Below are 20,041 nucleotides of genomic sequence, written 5' to 3'. Positions count from 1 at the left end.
GCGAGCGAGGAGGCTGAAGCGTTCCCCACGGAAAGCGAGTATTTTTCCACAGCGTCGCATTTGCACTCAATAAATTAAAGAATTCAGTTACTGCAAATCCATTAGTGCGCAATTTCAATTTTAATGACGAGGGGCAAATAATATAACAGAAACCCCGACTATACAGATGAAAGCTCCAACAAAGTCATACAAATCAGGAGTTTTATTTCAACACCTAACTCCCATAAAATGGAAATCATAATAAAGACACCACCATATGCGGCATAAACTCTTCCAAACGTCGGGAAACTCTGAAAGGTTGCGATCACACCATATATCGCTAATGTAAATCCACCTATTAGACCCCAGTAGGCAGGTTTACCTTCCCTTAGCCACATCCATATTAAATACCCACCACCAACTTCTGCTAATCCTGCAAGCAAAAATAACAGATAACCATAAATCATCTAACCACCTTCTTCTAAGTTACTATTGCTTTTTGAAAAAAGTTTTTTAGATTTTTAAGTTAATTTCCATTACATTTTAGCACAATCTTCCAAAAGACAGAATCTACCGCTTACTTTACAACATTCGAAAACACTAACCTCAAACAGGACAAAATTTGTAGCCTATCATTAGTTCGTCTAAAACAAAGACAAAAATGGTGTGGAATCTTTTAAGGTTTTAAAAAAAAGACCAAATCAATTTTTGATTGGTCTTAAAATTCCATAAATTTTTAGCTAATCAATATTACGCTAACCCAATAATATTGTAACCGGAATCAACATGAATGATCTCACCTGTTACACCACGAGATAGATCACTTAACAAGTAATACGCTGTATCACCAACTTCTTCTTGTGTTACCGTACGACGAAGTGGCGCTTTCTCTTCAATTTGCTTTAAAACAGTGTTAAAATCTCCAATACCTTTGGCTGACAGTGTGCGAATTGGTCCTGCTGAAATAGCATTTACACGAATACCATGCTTACCTAAGTCGTTTGCTAAATACTTCATAGTCGCATCTAGACTAGCTTTAGCAACACCCATGACATTATAATTTTGGACAACACGTTCCCCACCCAAGTAGGTTAGCGTTATAATACCTCCACCTTCAGTCATAAGAGGCTGTGCAGCACGTGCCACTGAAACTAGAGAGTATGCGCTGATGTTATGCGCCAATAAATAACCATCTCTGCTTGTATCTACAAACTCACCTTTTAAGTCTTCTTTATTAGCAAAAGCAATACAATGTGCTAGTCCATGTATGATCCCAACATCTTCTTTAATTTGAGTAAAGGTAGTATTGACTGCATCATCATTTGTAACATCACATTCATAAAACAGTGCATTGTGCCCCTCTAACGAATCAACTAACTCCCGAACAGGTTTCTCAAAACGCTCATTGGCGTATGTAAAAATTAGACGAGCTCCAGCCTCATGCATGGAACGAGCAATTCCCCACGCAATACTACGTTTGTTTGCAACTCCCATAATTACATATGTACGTCCTTCTAACGAAAAATTCATTCACAAATCCTCCTAAGGAATTATTCAATGCTTTATCACTTGTTATTAGTACCTACTACTAGTCTAGCTTATTTAAGCTAGAAACTCAATTATTTCATAAAAAAAACCTATCAATTAATAATTAGCTATTAATTGATAGGAAATCTGTTTAGCCACCATATTCTAGCATAAGTGACAATTCCTCCACGTATTCGTGTGATCCAGTTACAATTAACCGATCTCCTAACCGTAATTCTGTATCACCATGCGGTACAATAGAATCCTTGCCCCTAAATATACGAACCATTATAACGTCCCCTGTAAATGGAAATTCTCTTAAGAACGTACCGTCGTAGTTTGCGTTATTCATACTCATTTCATATAAGGCACTCTCTTGACTAGTTAAAATATCAACAACACTTGGTGCTTCGATAAGTGCCTTTAGCAGAGTTTTAGTAGATAAAAGGACAGAAAATACATTGATACCTTTTTCCTTAAGTTCTTTATCTAAAGAAGGCGATTCTACCCTTGCTATCACTCGTTCTACTCCGAATTCTTTTGCATAGCTAGCAATTTCAGCATTTCTGTATTCGTCTCCTGTAGAAACAACAACTAAATCTACATTAAACACACCAATTTTTTCTAAGTTTTCAATATCATAGCTTTCTAATTTATTTATATCAAAAATTGATCTAGATAAACTTTCATCGATTTTATCATTTGTCGTATGATAAAGGTGTGATTCGAAGTTACTTGGATCCAATTCTCTAACTACCGGAAGCGTAGCTTGGTTTGAACCAATGAAAGAAACGACTTGACGATGTTCCTCCTCTTCTTGCTTCACATAATATTTTTTAAAGAATGGTGGTGTTACCAAACAAGTTAACACAGCTACCAGAATTAGCGCGCCTTCCATTTGGCTATCAATCACACCGATCCTTTCTCCAATAGTAGCAGCGGCAATTACTAACGATAGAGTGGATGTTAGAATCATTCCGGCACTGAAGACCGTTTGCCAATCATACCACTTTTTCAAAATAGCCACTGGAATTAATTTTGACAATAACAATGCGATAAATAGTAGCGGGATTAATGCCACTACTTTAGGATCACTAAATAATGACCATAAATCAATATCTACCCCAACCATCACAAAGAATATTGGTATTAAGAAGCCATATCCAAAGCTATCAAGCTTCTGAACCAACTCTTGATTCGGGGATAAAAGTGATACTAAAGCCCCTGCTAAAAACGCACCAAGAATATTTTCCGCTCCAACAGATTCGGATAATGCAACCAAAAAGATAATAAGTGTAAAGACGGCTCTCGTACCAATCTGAATAGTTCCTTTTGACATCGTCTCCAGAAACGTTTGGCTTCTGAAATATTTCCCAATAAAATAGATTAAAATGCCTGCTCCAAATAAAATGAGCAATAACCACATATTACCTGATCCTTCACTATAGAAGGATACAAATACGGCTAGCAAAATCATCGTTACTAAATCCGCAATTACTGCAATTAATAAGATAGTCTGTCCTAGCTGTGATTTCATCGCTTGCGCTTCTTTTAACGTTGGAACTACAACACCAAGGGAAATAGTAGATATGATCAACGTCATAAGGAACACATTATCAATAAATCCTGCTAACACGAATAAATAGGATAAAAGTAAGGACAATCCAAATATTCCAAGAAATGCAATGAAAGCAAGGACAACTGGATTAGGAATATTATCAGATGTCTTATTCTTTTTTACTTTTCTTCTTGCAAATATTGAAAAGTCTATCTCTAGACCACTAAGAAACATTAAAAAGATAAAACCAAGAGTCGACAATGTCTCTAACCATGTACTCTCGTCCACAATATTAAATCCACTATGTCCTATAATAAGACCAACAATAATTTCCGCTACCACAACTGGAATCATCTTTAAGCGCAAACGGTGCATTAATATTGGTGTAATAAATGCCGCTAATATAACAATTACAAGTGAACTAATCGACTCTCCATGTGCCAATTTTCTTCATCCCCCTTAATGGATTAATAAATTCATAAACGCCGTTGCCAAACCAAAATATATTAATATAGAAATAATATCATTTAAAGTCGTTATAAACGGACCCGAAGCAACAGCTGGGTCAATATTAAAGCGGTGCATAACAAGCGGTACAAATGCACCGGCAATCGTTGCAACAATGAGGGTAGCCATTATGGAGATACCTACTAATAAACCTAAGTAAAGATCGCCATACCATACATATATGATAATAATAATCAGAAACCCACAACATGTACCAGTAATAAGTCCTGTCTTCGCTTCTCTATAAATAATTGAAAATTTACCCTGCTTATCAATCTCACCTGTAGCGATACTTCTAACTGCCACCGCTAGCGCCTGTGTACCAGTGTTACCAGCCATACCGGCAATTAATGGAATAAACACTGCTAAAATAGCAACTTGATCAAGCGTTGCCTCAAAGCGACCAATAATACTTGCTGTAAACATCCCTAAAAAGAGAAGGATTATTAGCCATGGTAGACGTTTTTTAGCAGCCAAAAATGCATTCCCATCGGTGCTATCAATATCTGTGATACCAGCTAGTTTGGAGTAATCATCACTAGCCTCTTGATCCATTACATCCATAATATCATCGACGGTAATAATTCCAAGTAAATGGTCTTGGAAATCAACTACTGGAAGGGCAAGGAAGTCATAGTCTCTCATCATTTGTGCAATATCCTCCTGATCCTCACCAACTGGAACAGATACTACACGATCACTCATTACATCCGAGATTAACCAGTCCCCTTCCGCGATAATCAAATCACGTAATGAAATTACACCTACCAACCGCTTATGTGCGTCTACCACATATAAATAATAGATCGTTTCGGCATCAGGGGCTTCCTTTCGAAGGTGTCTCATAGCCTCTTTAACAGTCTGGTTCGTTTGAATAACAACAAACTCTGTTGTCATGATACTACCCGCTGTTTTTTCTTCATAGTGGAGTAGTTGCTTTATCTCATCAGACGCATCTTTTTCCATTATTGTTAAATAACTTGCAACTTTATTCTTGTCTAATTCGTTTAATATATCAACAGCATCATCTGTAGACATTTCTGCTAACACTTGGGCAGCGAACTTTGGAATCATTTCAGAGATAAATTCTTCAACTCGTCCACTATCAACGTGCTCGATCACATCTGCCACCTCTTCTGGTGACAAATATGTGTATATAAGGAAACGAACATTTTCCGACTGCTCTTCAAATATTTTTGCTTGATCATATGGGTGTATTTCAAGAAACTCTGCACGAAATTGATCAATTTGTTCATTTAGTAAAGCATCCTGGACTTTTTCCCATAGCTCTTCACGTTCATGTTCTTCTAAATGTTCCATTATTCACCCTCCTACCCGTTAGACCGTATAATATTAATGTGGATGTGTGTATTTGTCAACCAATGACTACTAGATTATCTTCTAGATAAAATAAGTCTCTATGCTTATAAAACTTTGCTTAAAAAAAGTATGATTTTGATGTACACTTAGTACTAATGGAATGAAGTCAAAAATTAGCGACGTTTGATAAATACTATTCTATATGAAAACACACAATACAAACATCTTTTTGTTTCGATAATATTCCTTATTCTAAATATTAAATTTAATGAAAGAAAGGTACAACAATGAGTTCAAAAAATACAAATTCGAATATTGATTACACATTAATCTCCATCATCATCTTGTTAGGAATTGTCAGTGTTTTTACTATATATACACTTCAGCCTCACTTGGATCAGAATTATTATCTTAAGCAAGTTATTTGGTATATCGTTGGGTCAATGGCTGTTGTAGTCATGATGTTATTTGATTTCGATCGTCTACGACAGGTCTCCTGGATTTTGTACGGGATTGGCATGATTCTGTTACTTATGCTTTTTTTCCACTTTCCTCCTGGGATAGCAAAAGAAGTAAACGGCGCATGGGGTTGGTTCGAATTTCCTGTATTTGGAACTATGCAACCAGCTGAATTTATGAAAGTTTTTCTTATTATCTTATTAGCACATGTAATTGTTGCCCATAATGAGAAATACAAAAACCATACATTGAAATTTGATATTTGGTTATTAACCAAAATAGCTCTCGTTACTTTACCACCACTTGCTCTTGTCGCTAAACAACCAGATTTAGGTGGAGTTTTAGTTCTTTGCGCCATTACTGTTTCACTTGTTCTTGTTTCCGGCATACAGTGGAGAATTATTTTATCCCTGGTAGGAACAGCAGTAATCGCTGTGTGTCTTGTTGTGGCGGCCTATATTTATGCTCCAGAAAAGGTAGAGAGTTTTGTTGATGCAGCTGGTTTTGAACACGTGGAGAGTCGTTTCCAAGGGTGGTTAAATACTGAAGAAGTTGGTCAAAGTGGAGGGTACCAATTAATACGTGCCATGCTCGCAATTGGATCTGGTCAATTATCTGGAAAAGGAATTGGGGATTATCAAGTTGTCGACACCATTCCTGAACCTCATACGGATATGATCTTCACAGCAATCGCAGAACAGTTTGGGTTTATCGGGTCAAGTTTTGTTATTACCTTATATTTCTTGCTTATTTATAGATTAATTCATATTGGACTGCAGAGTAATGATCCTTTCGGAAGTTATCTAGTTACTGGGTGTATCGGTATGTTCACCTTTCAAGTATTCCAGAACATTGGAATGACAGTAAAATTGTTACCCATCACTGGCCTACCTCTTCCTTTCATTAGTTATGGGGGAAGCTCGACTTTAACCTACCTCATTGCAATTGGGATGGTACTGAGTATTCACTTCCGTACAAAAGAGTATATGTTTGATTAGTTTTTTTAAGGGTGGAAATGCTAGCTAATAGCACTCCACTCTATTTTTTTATTGGAGGTATCGACTATGAAAATTGATGTAATTGGTGATATACATGGTTGTCTTGAAGAGTTACATGAACTTTTTGATAAGCTTCATTATGTTTGGGACAGTGACAAACATATACCTATTCATCCAGATGGTAGAATTCCTGTATTTATTGGTGACTTAACAGACCGGGGACCCAACTCAATTGAAGTTATTGATCTTGTTTACAAAATGGTTATAGAACACGATTATGCAAAATATGTACCAGGTAACCATTGTAATAAGTTATATCGATACTTCCTGGGGAATAAAGTCAAACAACAACATGGTCTTGAAACCACAGTTGCGGAGTACAAACATTTAAATTCAAAACAGCAAAAACTAATAAGACATCATTTTATGACTTTATATGAGAAAGCTGAGTTATATTTACAATTACATGATGTTAATGCAGTCATTGCACACGCAGGGATTAGCGAGAAACTAATAGGAAGTACAAGCAAAAAAGTGAAGACCTTCGTACTTTACGGTGATATCACTGGGGAAACACATCCAGACGGACGCCCTGTTCGAAGAGATTGGGCACAGGATTATGCGGGAGATCAATGGATCGTTTATGGTCACACACCTGTTAAGGAACCTAGAGTAGTGAACAAAACTATCAACATTGATACAGGTTGTGTATTTGGAAATAAATTAACAGCTTTTTCATTACCGGAGGAAACGACTGTTTCGGTCAAGTCTAATCAGTCTTTTCTTGAAGAGAAATTTAGTCACTTTGAGTAAAGAACCAATATATAATATTAAAACGAGTATAGGGCTCCCATACTCGTTTTAATATTGCTTTACTTTTCACCTACGCATAGAAGCCCCTTCATATCCTCAGGTATTTCACAGGTGAAGCTTAACCGCTGGTTGGTTAATGGTTGCGTGAAGGCTAATGATTGACAATGTAGTGCTTGTCTTTCCATGTATGTAGTAGACCCTCCATATAAACTATCACCAACTAAAGGGTGGTCTAGATAACTGAAATGCACTCGGATCTGATGGGTCCTTCCTGTCTCTAATTTAATATCCATTAAAGAAAAAGGGCCTACCTTTTCTTTTACTCGATAGTGTGTAACCGCACGTTGCCCATTCTCATGCACCATTCGTTCAATAATAGAATCTGGCTTCCTAGCAATCGGTTCCTCTATTGTTCCTTCTTTATCCACCATCTGCCCCTCAATGATGGCAAAGTAACTCCGGTTTACTTTCCCTAACTTCTGATCTTTGGAAAGTATCGAATGACTAAATCGATGCTTTGCAACTAACACCAAGCCTGAAGTATCCTTATCTAAACGCGTTACAATATGAATAGTATAAGGAATTTGCTTTGTTTGATAATACCCCAAGATCCCATTAGCTAAAGTACCTGACCCATGGTTAAAAGATGGAATGGTAGCCATACCTGGAGGCTTATTCACCACAAGAACATCGTCATCTTCATAGACAATGTCCAATTGAATAAGTTCAGGGTTCATGAAGGATCCTTTCTTTTCGGGTGGAAATAACACCTCCACCTTATCCCCTACTTGCAGCACTCTTCGAACTCTAGAATCTTCTCCATTTACAAGTAGTTGTCCACCATCAAATTTAATCCCCTTTAAAATTCTTCGAGAAAAGCCTCTCACTTGTAATAAATAATCGCGGAGTAAAAACCCATCGTACTCCTCATCAACTGTCCAATTCACTCTTGTTGTCACCCTTCTTGCTCTATAAGATTAATTATTATCTTTCATCTGATATAAAGGAATCATGAACTCTTTTCCAAAAAGGAAAGGAATGGAAACGCGCAAACCTAATTTTCTCATCTGCTACACGACACTCAATGGAACTAACATTTGTATAGGTTCTTGTATTATGGTCAATTGTAATTAAAAAACTTCGATCATCATGAATAGGTTTTAATTCACAAACATGATGCTTCGGTAAGATCAAAGGAGAGCCTATTGTACGAAATACTCGATTGTTAATGGAGGCCATCTCTGTAATTTGTATCGATTCTAATGAGGGATGAATAATACCACCACCTAAAGCTTTATTATAAGCCGTACTTCCCGAAGGTGTGGAAATGCATAGCCCATCACCTCGAAATCTTTCAAAATGTTCCCCTTTAATATTTACATCTAATACGACCGATCCTTCTGTTGTTTTTACAGACCCCTCATTTAGAGCTAAAAAGTGATTGACCTCACTACCGTCCTGAGGATATATTTTTATATCTAATAAAGGGTATTCAACTACTTCAAACTGACTTTTAGCTATGCCGATAACAAGCTTCTCGATATCACGTGGTAACCAATCTGCATAAAAACCCAAATGCCCTGTATGTACGCCAATAAATGCTGTTTCTTTTAAGCGATGGTTATAGGTGTGAAATGCTTCAAGAAACGTACCATCTCCACCTACAGAAATAACTAAATCTGGTTGTTCTTTATCATAAACTAATTCAAAATCCTCAAGATACTGAATAATTCTAGCTTTTAACTGATCTGACTTTGAATCACCCTTAGACGTAATTGCGAACTTCATAGGTGTTGCGTCCCCTTCCTCAATGCTTATTTTTGTTCTGACGATAGATCCGCTGTGCTTCCTGGACTTCATCTCTTATTTTTGACATTTCTTCATCCAAATTAAAAGCCGCTTCAGCAGCTACCTTTAATCTAGCCTTTAGATCTTTTGGAATCTGTCCCTCGTACTTATAATTTATGGAATGTTCATTCGTTGCCCAAAAATTCATAGCAAGCGTCCTGATTTGGATCTCAGCAATCACTTGTTTTTCCCCACTTATCGTTTCAACTGGGTACCTGATAATCATATGGTAGGAACGGTATCCGCTATCTTTTTTCTTACTTACATAATCTTTCTCTTCAATAATATGAAAATCATTTCTTGCTCGCAACATTTCAATAACCGTATATATATCATCAACAAATTGGCATACAACACGCACACCTGCAATATCTTGAATTTCTTTTTCAATATTATCCAAAGGTATAAGTTTCCGACTAACTTTATCTAATATGCTTCTTACTGGTTTAACTCGACCAGTAACAAATTCAATTGGTGAGTGCTCAGATCCATATTCATATTGTGCCCTCATCCCTCTTAGTTTCACCTTTAATTCTTCTACCACCTGCACATAAGGTACTAGAAAAGCTTCCCAATTCATAACTTGCACCACCTTCTAATGACCTTCACATCTATATATTCTGTTTAACACATACATATTAATTGTACCATAAAGTGGTAGTTACTACAGTCTAGTTTGCATTTATACATTATAGGTCATCACATTAGTTTCTAAGAAAAAAATTGTTTTACGATAGCTAACTTTTGCAATTTCTTTAATAATTTTACAGAATAGAAACACAGGACTTCATTTGGAGGGATTATATTGTCACAAGAAATAGAAATTGAGTATAAAAATTTATTAACTAAAGAAGAATTTGATCAATTACTAACTTACTTTGAATTAGATAATACATCTGCAATCTTACAAGAGAATCACTATTTTGAAACTGATAATTTTTCACTAAAAGAAAAAGGGGCAGCACTAAGAATTAGAGAAAAAAATAATTTATGGCAATTGACACTAAAACAACCACATCAAGAAGGAATATTAGAAACGCATGACACACTTACAGAAGCAGAAGCAAAGTCTTGGATTAATGGATCAATCCTACCAAAACCACATGTTGCAAAGCAACTTAATGAAATGAAAGTGGATTTTGCAACATTAAAATACGGTGGTTCATTAAGAACATACCGAATAGAACTGCCATATAAACAAACAACTATCGTATTAGATAGAAGTGAATATAATGGTAAAACAGATTATGAATTGGAATTGGAAGCACCCACTAAAAAGCACGGAGAGCATGTCTTTGGGGAACTGCTAACAGCCTTATCAATCACAAAAAAAACAACACCAAATAAAATAGCGCGCTTCTATGAATCTCTAGATATATAGTTATTTAGAAGTAGTACAACTAGTTTTTTATACAAACTGTATAACAACAGCTTAAACTTCTTATACATCAGCCTATAAGCTTGTCCAAACAGATAATTTGCTCATAATACAGATACACTGTTACAATATCTACAAATATAAAGTTTGAAATTTACAACCTTAGTACGAAGGGTTTTGGAAAAATGAAACAATTTAGTAGTATTTTTGAAGCAATCGGAGGACAAGAGAAAATAGCGGAATTGGTTGATACTTTTTATTCCAAAGTAGCTACTCACCCAGATCTTATCCCCATTTTCCCTGATGACTTAACTGAAACAGCACGAAAGCAAAAGCAATTTTTAACGCAATTTTTTGGTGGACCACCATTGTATATAGAAGAACATGGGCACCCAATGCTAAGAAGGAGACATTTAGAATTTCCAATTACACCGTCTCGGAAAGATGCTTGGCTTGAATGTATGGAAAAAGCATTAGATAAGGTAGAGATTGAAGAACCATATAGAAGCGCAATGTTCGAACGGCTGACTTTAACTGCTGAACATATGATGAATACACCTGAGGATGAGAAAGGAGAATCGATGTGAGTTGGAACTCATCTGGGCCTTCAAACAACAACCAAAATAGGAACTATACAACAGCCTCACACAGTTTTTTAGACTTACTCAAGAAACCTATTGAAATATATCTGTTTGTTGATCCTCTTTGTCCAGAATGTTGGTCCTTAGAACCATATTTGAAAAAATTATCGATTGAATATGGACGATACTTTACGATTCGACCTATCTTAAGTGGTCAGCTCGCAACGTTAAACAAGGATAAATTTGATAAGCCGAAACAGTTAAAAGATATATGGGAAAAAACAGCTAGTCGGACTGGAATGAGTTGTGACGGTGACCTTTGGATAGAAAATCCGATCTCTTTTCCATGGCTCGCTTCAATCGCCATAAAGGCCGCCGAACTACAAGGGAAAAAAGCAGGAAGAAAATTCTTAAGAAAACTTCAGGAATATGTATTTCTTAATAAGAAAGATATTTCCCAGGAAGAGATTCTCCTTGATTGTGCAAGAAATTCTAACCTAGATATTGATGAATTTAAAAATGATCTTTACTCTAGTTCATCTAAGAAGGCACTTCAATGTGATTTAAAGCTTACTAAAGAAATGGATGTAGAATATATTCCAACTATGGTATATTTTAATGAATCTGTTGAAGAAGAAGGACTTAAACTGTCAGGATTATACCCATATGAAATATACGTGAAGGTATTAGAACAGATGCTACAGAAAAATGTACCCCCTGCTCAAAAGCCTCCACTCGAAGAATTCGTTTCTTATTTTCAGTTTGTAGGAACTAAAGAAGTTTCTGTCGTATATGATTGGTCACTTGAAAAAGCAGAGAAAGAAATGAAGAAGTTACAACTAAAACAACTAGTTGAAAAGGTACCAGTCAAGTATGGTTGCTTTTGGAAACAAATATAAAGCTCCTCTACACTAGAGGAGCTTTTTTTGGTTCCTACAATATAAAAAGGATATGTCCGCGTGACATATCCTTTTCCTAGTCTATCTCTAGACAAGGGGGGATGGGAGAAAGTTTCAGGTCAAACAAAGGGGTTTTTTGTTTGTTAAACATCTCACATATAGAATATATCAGGATTAGCCAATTTACGCAATAATTTTGTTCGTCATTTCACAAAAATGTCACACTTCTATTTTTTCTTTAAGAAGCATATATTGCTAACAAAAGATTTTAATGGAGGTAAGGACATGCAACGCTTTTTAGGTTACTTTTTCTTATTTTTAACTATAGTAGCATTTGTCTTTAATATATTTGGGTTTATGCGCCTAATTCCAATGTTCATTACTTTACCCATGCTGTTTATTTCGATTTATTTAACTCTTTACACATTTACTCACCAAAAAGTCTTTCGAGGTTTTAAATAACTAAAATTCAATTAGGAATGGATGATAGCTATCATCTAAACAGTATTCAATCCTTTGCCTGAAGTTTTTCCATGTAATCATATCTAATCCTTTGTTTATTGGATAATAGCCTACCTCTAAGCTTTCAGGACTTGTTGTTAATTCTCCTCCTACCGGTTTACCTAGAAATAAATGGTTACATATACTGCCTCTCACATTTTGAAATAGTCCACAATATTTAGTAATCACAATATCTATTCCTGATTCTTCTTTCGTTTCCCTTATAGCTGCCGCCTTCAATGATTCTCCCTCTTCTACTTGTCCACCAGGCATTTCCCATCCACGTCTGGGTCCTTTTATTAACAATAGTTCATTATTATCATTCAATACAATTGCTGCTGCAGAAACTATATGCTTCGGCATCGTCATTACTTCCCCTCCTTTTGTACTTATCAAAATATTTTCTTATATCCCTTTTCTTCATTCAGTGTTGAGATAAACCTCTCCAGTAACTAACTTTTTACAATCTTAATAAATGCTGATCAACCGTTCCGGAAATATACTACGCTTTCCGCAGCGTTGTTTAGCATTCACCTTCTATAAGGAATGTAGGTCTTCATACTTTACTGGAGAAGTCTATGAAATTTTGTTAAATGATTGCACGTAGGAATTCTGCTCTATAACATTTTAACATAATTATCCATTTGCAAAAAAAGAGTAATTTCCGGTTATGGGGAAATTACTCTTTTGAAAACCTGTTGTAAAATAGCGTGTTTACTAGATGCTCTCCTTTAATTGCATGGTTGTAATACAAGTGTTATCATCTTCAAACGTTGTAAACTCTGACTCTGAAACTTTTCCATTTTGGCTGATGGTTATCTTATATTTTTGATCACGCGGTACCCACAAATCAATAAATCCATTGGACTCCGTCGTCATAGATTTATCTACGATTACATTCCCATCTAAGTCTTCGATATATACGTCAACTTTCTCCCCAACCATTTCTCCCTGACATCCAGTCAAACTGTGTATCTCACAAGGGTGTGTGTTATCAACGTAAGGTGCAATCGATACAAAATATTCATCCTTAGGCAACTCGTAGGTAGTTTTGTTGTCATTGTTATCTGTCACAATTATTTCATGCGAAGTTATCGAAGCAGACTTACTTGTAATACTTCTACTACTATAATCACTAACCAACTGCTTAATATCCTCTACATCACTTTCATTTGTTACATTTTGTTTGGGATCTACTACTAGAAAAAAGATTGCTAACATACTGACAACTAATCCAAGGAGCAAAAAAATATTACGTTTATTCATGTTTACATCTCCGTTTCAATGGCAGTTATTCATTAACTGTTTTATATGAGTGTTTAAGTTCACAAATATTCTACCATAAAACTGACGTATCCGTTTTAAATATGAAGATCCAATTTTTGATAATTTTGTGAAAAAAAGTAGTTCAATTTGGAAAACTCCTTCAAATTGAACTACTTTTATATATCTTAAAAATTCATCACATGCTATCTAACAGCTTTTCCATTTCATTAAGTTTTTCTTCAAATACATCTAATGCAGAAAGAATCGGTGCTTTCTCAGTCATATCTACACCTGCACGTTTTAAAACTTCAATTGGATAGTCACTGCTTCCAGCTTTTAAGAATTCTTTATATCGTGCAACTGCTGGTTCTTTTTCCTTTAATATTTGTGAAGCAAGAGATTGTGCAGCAGAATATCCTGTTGCGTATTGATAGACGTAATAATTGTAATAGAAATGTGGAATTCGAGCCCATTCCAAACCAATTTCTTCATCTACTATTAAATCATCACCAAAATATTTTTTGTTTAGATCATAATACACTTCTGTTAGTTTATCAGCTGTTAGTGCCTCACCATTTTGTGCAAGGATATGAATGTTATGTTCAAATTCTGCAAACATTGTTTGCCTGAACACAGTACCTCTAAAACCTTCCAAGAAGTGGTTAATTAAGAATAACTTTTGTTTGTCATCTGTTGTATTATTAATCATATATTCGTTAAGAAGCGCTTCGTTACATGTTGATGCAACTTCAGCTACGAATATAGAATAGTTACCATAGCGGAATGGTTGGTTCTCACGTGTATAGTAACTGTGTAGGGAGTGACCAAGCTCATGGGCTAATGTGAAAAGATTATTTAAGTTATCCTGCCAGTTCATTAAAATGTATGGGTTCGTTCCATACGCACCAGAAGAATAAGCACCGCTTCGCTTTCCTTTGTTCTCCTCAACATCTACCCAACGCTCTTCATAGCCCTTTTTAATAATGTTGACATATTCCTCACCTAGTGGCTCTAAGCCTTTGAGGATATGTTCCTGTGCTTCCTCATAAGTAAATTTCATATCTACATCTTTAATCAGAGGTGTATACAAATCGTACATATGCAACTCTTCTAAATCTAAAACACGCTTTCTTAATGCTACATAACGCTGCAATAATGGTAAACGCTCATTAACTGCTTCTACCAGGTTATCATAGACCTGTTCTGGAATTTTGTTATTATCTAAAGCTGATTGACGTGCTGAATCATACTTACGAACCTTAGCATAGAAGTTATCTTTCTTAATTGTACCAGATAAGGTGGATGAAAAAGTATTTTTAAAGCTGCCAAACGTATCATACATTGCTTTAAAGGCATCTCTTCTCACACGTTGGTCACTAGACTCTAAGAAATTAATATAACGACCATGCGTAAGATCAATTTCATTCCCCTCTTCGTCTTTAACAGCAGGAAACTTTAAGTCTGCATTGTTTAGCATGCCAAAAGTTTGAGAAGCATTATCTGTTACCTCTGAAGCTTCTGCAAGTAATTCCTCTTCCTTTTCACTTAAGATATGTGGACGCTGCCTAGTGATTTCACTTAATGTATGCTTATAAAGTTTTAGTTCCTCTTTTTCCTCTAAGAAACCATTAAGCTTCTCTTCCTCAATTGTAAGAATTTCTGGAACAATGAAACTCATTGCACTAGAAACCTGTGTAATCACATTTTCTGCTTTTGCATTCATTGCTTGATAAAAGGAATTGGTAGTGTCCTGATCATATCTCATATGAGCGTATGTATAAAGCTTTCCAATTCTTGCAGAAACCTCATCTTGTAAACTCAGTAAATCATACAGCTTTTGAGCCGAATCACTTAATTGACCCTGATATTCTTTAAAGGCAGGTATCTGTTGCTTGATGCCTTCTAATTCCTTTTCCCATTCTTTATCTGTTGCAAAGATATCCTCTAGCTTCCAAGTGTATTCTACTGGAACCTGCTCTCTACTTTTTAACTCTTTTTGTCCTTTTGCCAAAGTAAAAATCCTCCTTTATTACTTCCTACATAAATACTTCGATACCCGAATCGAATATTCCTTTTTTTCATTATTCTTCCTATTTTATTATATCGTAATACACAAAGAATCATTCGTAGTAACGCTCATAAAATAATAATTCATTAAGTATACATTTATCTTCAGATAATACACTTTCTACTTGTTTATATGTTCTTGGCTGTTTTATAACTTCATACGTATTAGGGGCTCTTCTTTGAAGGTATTTAAGCTTTGTGAGGAGGTTTAGATATTCCTCAATTGGGTTGGGGGTTAACTTAATAAGTGGGAATAGCTGTGGAGTTTGTATGTGTTGCTTTAGTAATAGCATACATTGGTCTAGAAAGACAGTTTTCTTTTCAAAAACAGCATAATACCATAAGCGGCTTTGCCATACCCATGGAGGAGATTTCATCCTCCATTGTGATTGAATTGGTAAATGAATAATAGAAGGGAGTGTACTCTGGTAGAAATGATTTAAATACAGCCATTGTTTCCATTGTCTCTCCTGCCTCGATCTTGAAACAAGAGGTCGATTTCGCAACAACAGTTTCTCATTTGTCCAAAATTCCGTGAATACCTTGCTATCTAGAGGATAACTAGTAAATAAATCAGTGAACCTTAACTTACCAAGAATACTAAAATAAAATTGACCATAAGCGCATTTGCGGCCTGTTAAATAAACGTGTTGAACTATTGCAAATTGTTGTACGTTGGGACAAAAGAAATATATGGTTAATGGGGTATAAGTTGCAAATTGATGAAGGAATATTTGGTCTGAGGAATTAATGTAAAGAGAACTCTTTCCTTTTCGGGATAATTTATTTCCACCTAATATCCAGATCGGATGGATACCAAGTTTCTGATAGCCTTTGTTTCTAGCCAGAAAAACCGCTCTTGGAATCTTTGCACATTGGTACTCTATCGCTATTTTCTTATTACCAATAGTAAGCAGGATATCAGGACGTTGTTTTATTTCAGGAAGATAAGCCTCTAATTGTACCTGTAGTCCTTGTTTACGTAACCAGTTGTATAGTTCAAGCTTTCCCTTTTCATGATACTCACCTTCTCCATGAAGAGATTCTGGACACCTACTCTTACTCTGATGTGCAAAATGTGCAATCATTTTGTCTCCGGCTTTAATTAGTAATCGTTCCTCACATATTGGACAGAAATAACTGTTTCTTTTTCTACAATCCTCAATTTCATGTTTAGTTAATGAAACTAAAGATTGTACGATACCCTTTTGATTTTTTGCTTGTAGCATTTTCATCTTCACCTCCAACTTATTAATTCTTCAACTATTGAATAATCTCCTCTTTATAACCATAATTAAAAATGACTCTTTTCGTAACTGGCACTTATTCTTAGATACAACCTTTAGGATGTGATTTAATATAAACAAGTCGTTACATTGCGAACTAATTCTGTTTTTCCGAAATTCGACAGAGCGTTGAATTGTTATTGTACGGTGGCGAGGGAAGTCTCGCTAATCTCTGGCGCTCGGAGCTAGACGAGGCTGTTCTTACGTGTTATCCGCATTCAGCAGATTTTCTAATTTCCTAAACAACAAAAAAAAGGCACCCGTTTACGAATGCCCCTCAGTTTAATGGAAAATAATTTTTAACTTGCTCTAGCGCAGTGCTGTCGAATATGGATTTGCCATACTCCTCAAGTCGATAAATCGTAATACTAGACTCTTGACCAAACTCAAGTACCTGACTTAGTATATTTTCTTGCTCTTCATCAGTTAGTAATTCATCATCAAATTGAAGCAAAAGTAAATACTTATCCTCAAAATGATACAGTTTATCACTAACTCCATCTACACTTGTAAAAGAATGACTAAGCTGAATAACATCTTCAAATTCTTTGAAACTCACAATAAATGAAAAGTCTTGAATCCCATTTTGATTTCTATCATCATCTTCATCGTAGGAATTTCCAAATTTCTCTTCTAATAATGATTCAATCTTGTCATCAACAGGCATATCAAACGTTTTTCCACTCTCAGTAGGTAGTTCTAAGTTTTGCCCATCTTTAGATAGTTGTGCTTTTGTAACTACGATTTCTAAGCCCTTATCCAAGGCTTGAACTTGAATCCATAGTGGTCCATCTATATGAAAATCATCTTCATTATAATTTACTTCGTCCATTACCTGCCAGAAGAGTTGTTCACTTTTCTCACGATTGTACCAGATTTCCTCTCTATCAAAGCCACGGTCTTCAATGTCTAGGTAGGAGATATAAAATTTCACCGTATTCTCATTAATTCTTTCAATTTCCATTCGAAACTCTCCCTTCTTGAAGAAATAAATTAGGTGGAAGGGATATCTTCACCTATTTATAAATATACCCTACTATCACCTTATCATTAAAAGGTTATATAAACCTATCCTCTTACATCTATCTTATGATAAAACCGAATAATTTGAAAATAAAAATGCCCATAAATTCATAAAATAGTTAAATGTCATCTATTTATTATAAAGGTATTGAATACATATTTTAGCTTATTTGCAGAGGTTTGTCATCTAATCTGTTTATCTCCCTAAGAAAAAATAATTGGATCAACTTCCTCTCTTTTCCAAAGTGAGATGTCCAAAAAACCTCTTAAATATGAAACAAAACGCAGATCTATATTACAAGACCTGCGTTTATGTTATTAGTTGACCATTCGCTGTGCTTCACGAAGTTGAAATGTACGAACAGTTCTTGGTAGGAATCTACGGATTTCGTCCTCGTTATAACCAACTTGTAGACGCTTTTCATCCAGAATAATTGGTCTTCTTAAAAGACCTGGATTTTCCTGAATTAGATTAAAAAGATCCTTTAAAGGTAATTGATCAAGGTTCATGTCTAACTTCTGAAAAACTTTAGATCTTGTAGATATGATCTCATCAGTTCCATCTTCAGTCATTCTCAATATCTCTTTAATCTCATCTAGAGTAAGTGCATCTGAGAAAATATTTCTCTCGCGAAATGGAATATCATGCTCTTCCAACCATGCTTTTGCTTTTCGGCAAGATGTACAACTTGGTGAGGTATAAAGTGTTACCATAAAACTTCACTCCTCAATATGCGAATTTAATTTATATCACTTCATGACATTGAAGAATTTATTAAATTACAATTACTTTAAATAACTCTTCTATGTATGAGTATACTACATTTGTCTTATCAATGATAGAGTATATCATGATTTTCCTTAGAAATTACATAATTCTATCTAGAGGTATTTACCCCGTCTTATTATCAATTAAACCTATTTATTAAAGAAAATTTCTAGAAAAGAAAATATTCATCTAAGTATCAACATATGTATTAAATAAGATAGGGAAACTATGGATAATTATGATCGTTTGTTCGTACATAAAAAAGTCCTCTGCTCCGAATGATGGTAACAGAGGCTTACATTACAACATCATAACTAACAATTAAACGTTTTCTTTTTCTTTTAATGCATCAAAAATATCATCGCTATCACGTTCATCATCATAAGTTAGAACTTCATCTACAGGTTGGTACGACTTACCATAAATTTCTTCATCTTTGTACGTGTGTATATCTTCATACATTTTCTTCATTTGTTTGTAAATAGACTCTTCATCTTGATCTTCAGGTGTCCAATACAATATTTCCAGAGGCGTTTCCTCATTTGTAGCTAAAGAACGTCTATTGTAGCCTATTGATTGTGCATGGACAAAACCTTCACGTTGATAGAATCGAAGTCTTTTCTCTGTATCTGTTTCCTCATAGTCTACAGGTTCCACTTCTAAGATAATTGGCTTATTCTTTTCTTTCAATTTTTCAATTAACTTGTGTCCTAATCCCTGTCCTCTAGTAGCTGCTGCTACGTATAAGTAGTCTATAAAAATGAATGTTTCAAATTCTGCATACATTAATACGTGATCGTTACTTTCATCTTTGTGGTAAACGTCACTTTTTTCTTTTAAAAGCATCTCCATGTGCTTTTTAGACTTCATTTCTTGTACAGGAAAATACTCATTAAGCTTTTCAAACCAATTCATTGATCTACTCCCTTTATTTTTGTAGTCTTTTCTATTATAACGAAAAATTACCAACTTGTTAAATCGATTTTAAAGCGTCCTTTTATTAATACCCTCTTTTCACATTTCTAATCCAATATTTTGAACATAAATCAGAATTTAGGCATATATGCTCTAACTGGAAAATTTGTCATAAAAATAGCCCTTTTCATAACCATTGTTGCTTATTTCGTAATATGTATAAAATCACCAGTACGTAATTCTCTTATTTACTATTTGATGGGTGCGATCACTCGCTTCGGCAGAATACTCCGCTTTCCGTGGGCACGGCCTCAGCTTCCTCAGAGCAAAGACCGCTCTTCCGGGAT

At 35.2% G+C, this 20,041-nt stretch carries 18 protein-coding genes and 1 pseudogene; 5 read left to right on the top strand and 14 right to left on the bottom strand.

What is annotated here, in order from left to right:
- Window positions 1–120: 120 nt before the first annotated feature.
- The 4 genes and pseudogenes from H7K77_RS00350 to mgtE all read right to left on the bottom strand — a co-directional run bounded on the left by H7K77_RS00350 (window position 121) and on the right by mgtE (window position 4,891).
- A pseudogene (locus H7K77_RS00350) lies at window positions 121–446 on the bottom strand (YnfA family protein).
- 283 nt (window positions 447–729) lie between these two features.
- A complete protein-coding gene (gene fabI / locus H7K77_RS00345; RefSeq protein WP_186575741.1) occupies window positions 730–1,509 on the bottom strand; it encodes an enoyl-ACP reductase FabI in 780 nt (259 codons plus the stop codon).
- Window positions 1,510–1,657: 148 nt separating this feature from the next.
- Window positions 1,658–3,508: a monovalent cation:proton antiporter family protein gene (locus H7K77_RS00340; protein ID WP_186575740.1), complete on the bottom strand. Its 1,851-nt coding sequence runs from the start codon at window positions 3,506–3,508 to the stop codon at window positions 1,658–1,660.
- 15 nt (window positions 3,509–3,523) lie between these two features.
- Window positions 3,524–4,891, bottom strand: coding sequence for a magnesium transporter (gene mgtE, locus H7K77_RS00335; RefSeq protein ID WP_186575739.1), 1,368 nt, complete (start codon window positions 4,889–4,891; stop codon window positions 3,524–3,526).
- 287 nt (window positions 4,892–5,178) lie between these two features.
- Between mgtE and H7K77_RS00330 the strand changes: the two genes are divergently transcribed.
- Window positions 5,179–6,348, top strand: a complete 1,170-nt coding sequence (locus H7K77_RS00330) for an FtsW/RodA/SpoVE family cell cycle protein (RefSeq protein WP_186575738.1) — start codon at window positions 5,179–5,181, stop codon at window positions 6,346–6,348.
- A 66-nt stretch (window positions 6,349–6,414) separates the two neighbouring features.
- Window positions 6,415–7,161, top strand: coding sequence for a bis(5'-nucleosyl)-tetraphosphatase PrpE (gene prpE / locus H7K77_RS00325; protein WP_186575737.1), 747 nt, complete (start codon window positions 6,415–6,417; stop codon window positions 7,159–7,161).
- 59 nt (window positions 7,162–7,220) lie between these two features.
- On the opposite strand, the gene H7K77_RS00320 is transcribed toward prpE, so the two are convergent.
- The 3 genes from H7K77_RS00320 to H7K77_RS00310 are packed head-to-tail and all read right to left on the bottom strand — an operon-like array spanning window position 7,221 to window position 9,589.
- Window positions 7,221–8,108, bottom strand: a complete 888-nt coding sequence (locus tag H7K77_RS00320; protein WP_186575736.1) for an RluA family pseudouridine synthase — start codon at window positions 8,106–8,108, stop codon at window positions 7,221–7,223.
- A 37-nt stretch (window positions 8,109–8,145) separates the two neighbouring features.
- A complete protein-coding gene (locus H7K77_RS00315; protein WP_186575735.1) occupies window positions 8,146–8,949 on the bottom strand; it encodes an NAD kinase in 804 nt (267 codons plus the stop codon).
- Between the two features lie 19 nt (window positions 8,950–8,968).
- Window positions 8,969–9,589, bottom strand: a complete 621-nt coding sequence (locus H7K77_RS00310; RefSeq protein ID WP_186575734.1) for a GTP pyrophosphokinase — start codon at window positions 9,587–9,589, stop codon at window positions 8,969–8,971.
- Window positions 9,590–9,814: 225 nt separating this feature from the next.
- Here H7K77_RS00310 and H7K77_RS00305 point away from each other — a divergent pair, with 225 nt between their 5' ends.
- The 3 genes from H7K77_RS00305 (at window position 9,815) to H7K77_RS00295 (ending at window position 11,867) form a co-directional block, all read left to right on the top strand.
- A complete protein-coding gene (locus H7K77_RS00305; RefSeq protein WP_186575733.1) occupies window positions 9,815–10,390 on the top strand; it encodes a CYTH domain-containing protein in 576 nt (191 codons plus the stop codon).
- A gap of 182 nt (window positions 10,391–10,572) precedes the next feature.
- Window positions 10,573–10,974 (top strand): globin domain-containing protein, encoded by a 402-nt coding sequence (locus H7K77_RS00300; protein ID WP_186575732.1) that lies wholly within the window; start codon window positions 10,573–10,575, stop codon window positions 10,972–10,974.
- Entirely contained in the window at window positions 10,971–11,867 is an 897-nt protein-coding gene (locus H7K77_RS00295; RefSeq protein WP_186575731.1) for a ClpXP adapter SpxH family protein, read from the top strand. Before H7K77_RS00300 ends, H7K77_RS00295 begins: the two co-directional genes overlap by 4 nt.
- A 462-nt stretch (window positions 11,868–12,329) precedes the next feature.
- Here the strand turns inward: H7K77_RS00295 and H7K77_RS00290 are convergent, their stop codons facing one another.
- The 7 genes from H7K77_RS00290 to H7K77_RS00260 form a co-directional block, all read right to left on the bottom strand.
- Window positions 12,330–12,737: an NUDIX hydrolase gene (locus H7K77_RS00290; protein WP_186575730.1), complete on the bottom strand. Its 408-nt coding sequence runs from the start codon at window positions 12,735–12,737 to the stop codon at window positions 12,330–12,332.
- Window positions 12,738–13,085: 348 nt separating this feature from the next.
- On the bottom strand, window positions 13,086–13,589 hold the full coding sequence (locus H7K77_RS00285; protein ID WP_268911876.1) for a CueP family metal-binding protein: 504 nt from the start codon (window positions 13,587–13,589) through the stop codon (window positions 13,086–13,088).
- A 241-nt stretch (window positions 13,590–13,830) separates the two neighbouring features.
- Window positions 13,831–15,645 carry an oligoendopeptidase F gene (gene pepF / locus H7K77_RS00280; protein WP_186575728.1) on the bottom strand — a complete coding sequence of 605 codons (1,815 nt, stop codon included), beginning with the start codon at window positions 15,643–15,645 and terminating at the stop codon, window positions 13,831–13,833.
- A gap of 109 nt (window positions 15,646–15,754) precedes the next feature.
- On the bottom strand, window positions 15,755–16,936 hold the full coding sequence (locus tag H7K77_RS00275) for a competence protein CoiA (protein WP_186575727.1): 1,182 nt from the start codon (window positions 16,934–16,936) through the stop codon (window positions 15,755–15,757).
- Between the two features lie 328 nt (window positions 16,937–17,264).
- A complete protein-coding gene (gene mecA / locus H7K77_RS00270) occupies window positions 17,265–17,951 on the bottom strand; it encodes an adaptor protein MecA (protein ID WP_186575726.1) in 687 nt (228 codons plus the stop codon).
- A 377-nt stretch (window positions 17,952–18,328) separates the two neighbouring features.
- A complete protein-coding gene (gene spxA / locus H7K77_RS00265) occupies window positions 18,329–18,724 on the bottom strand; it encodes a transcriptional regulator SpxA (RefSeq protein WP_186575725.1) in 396 nt (131 codons plus the stop codon).
- Window positions 18,725–19,100: 376 nt separating this feature from the next.
- Window positions 19,101–19,694 carry a GNAT family N-acetyltransferase gene (locus tag H7K77_RS00260; protein WP_186575724.1) on the bottom strand — a complete coding sequence of 198 codons (594 nt, stop codon included), beginning with the start codon at window positions 19,692–19,694 and terminating at the stop codon, window positions 19,101–19,103.
- Between the last annotated feature and the right edge of the window lie 347 nt (window positions 19,695–20,041).

Source organism: Aquibacillus kalidii, from assembly GCF_014280935.1.
GTDB lineage: Bacteria > Bacillota > Bacilli > Bacillales > Amphibacillaceae > Aquibacillus_D > Aquibacillus_D kalidii.
This window is presented reverse-complemented; position numbering and strand designations above follow the sequence as displayed.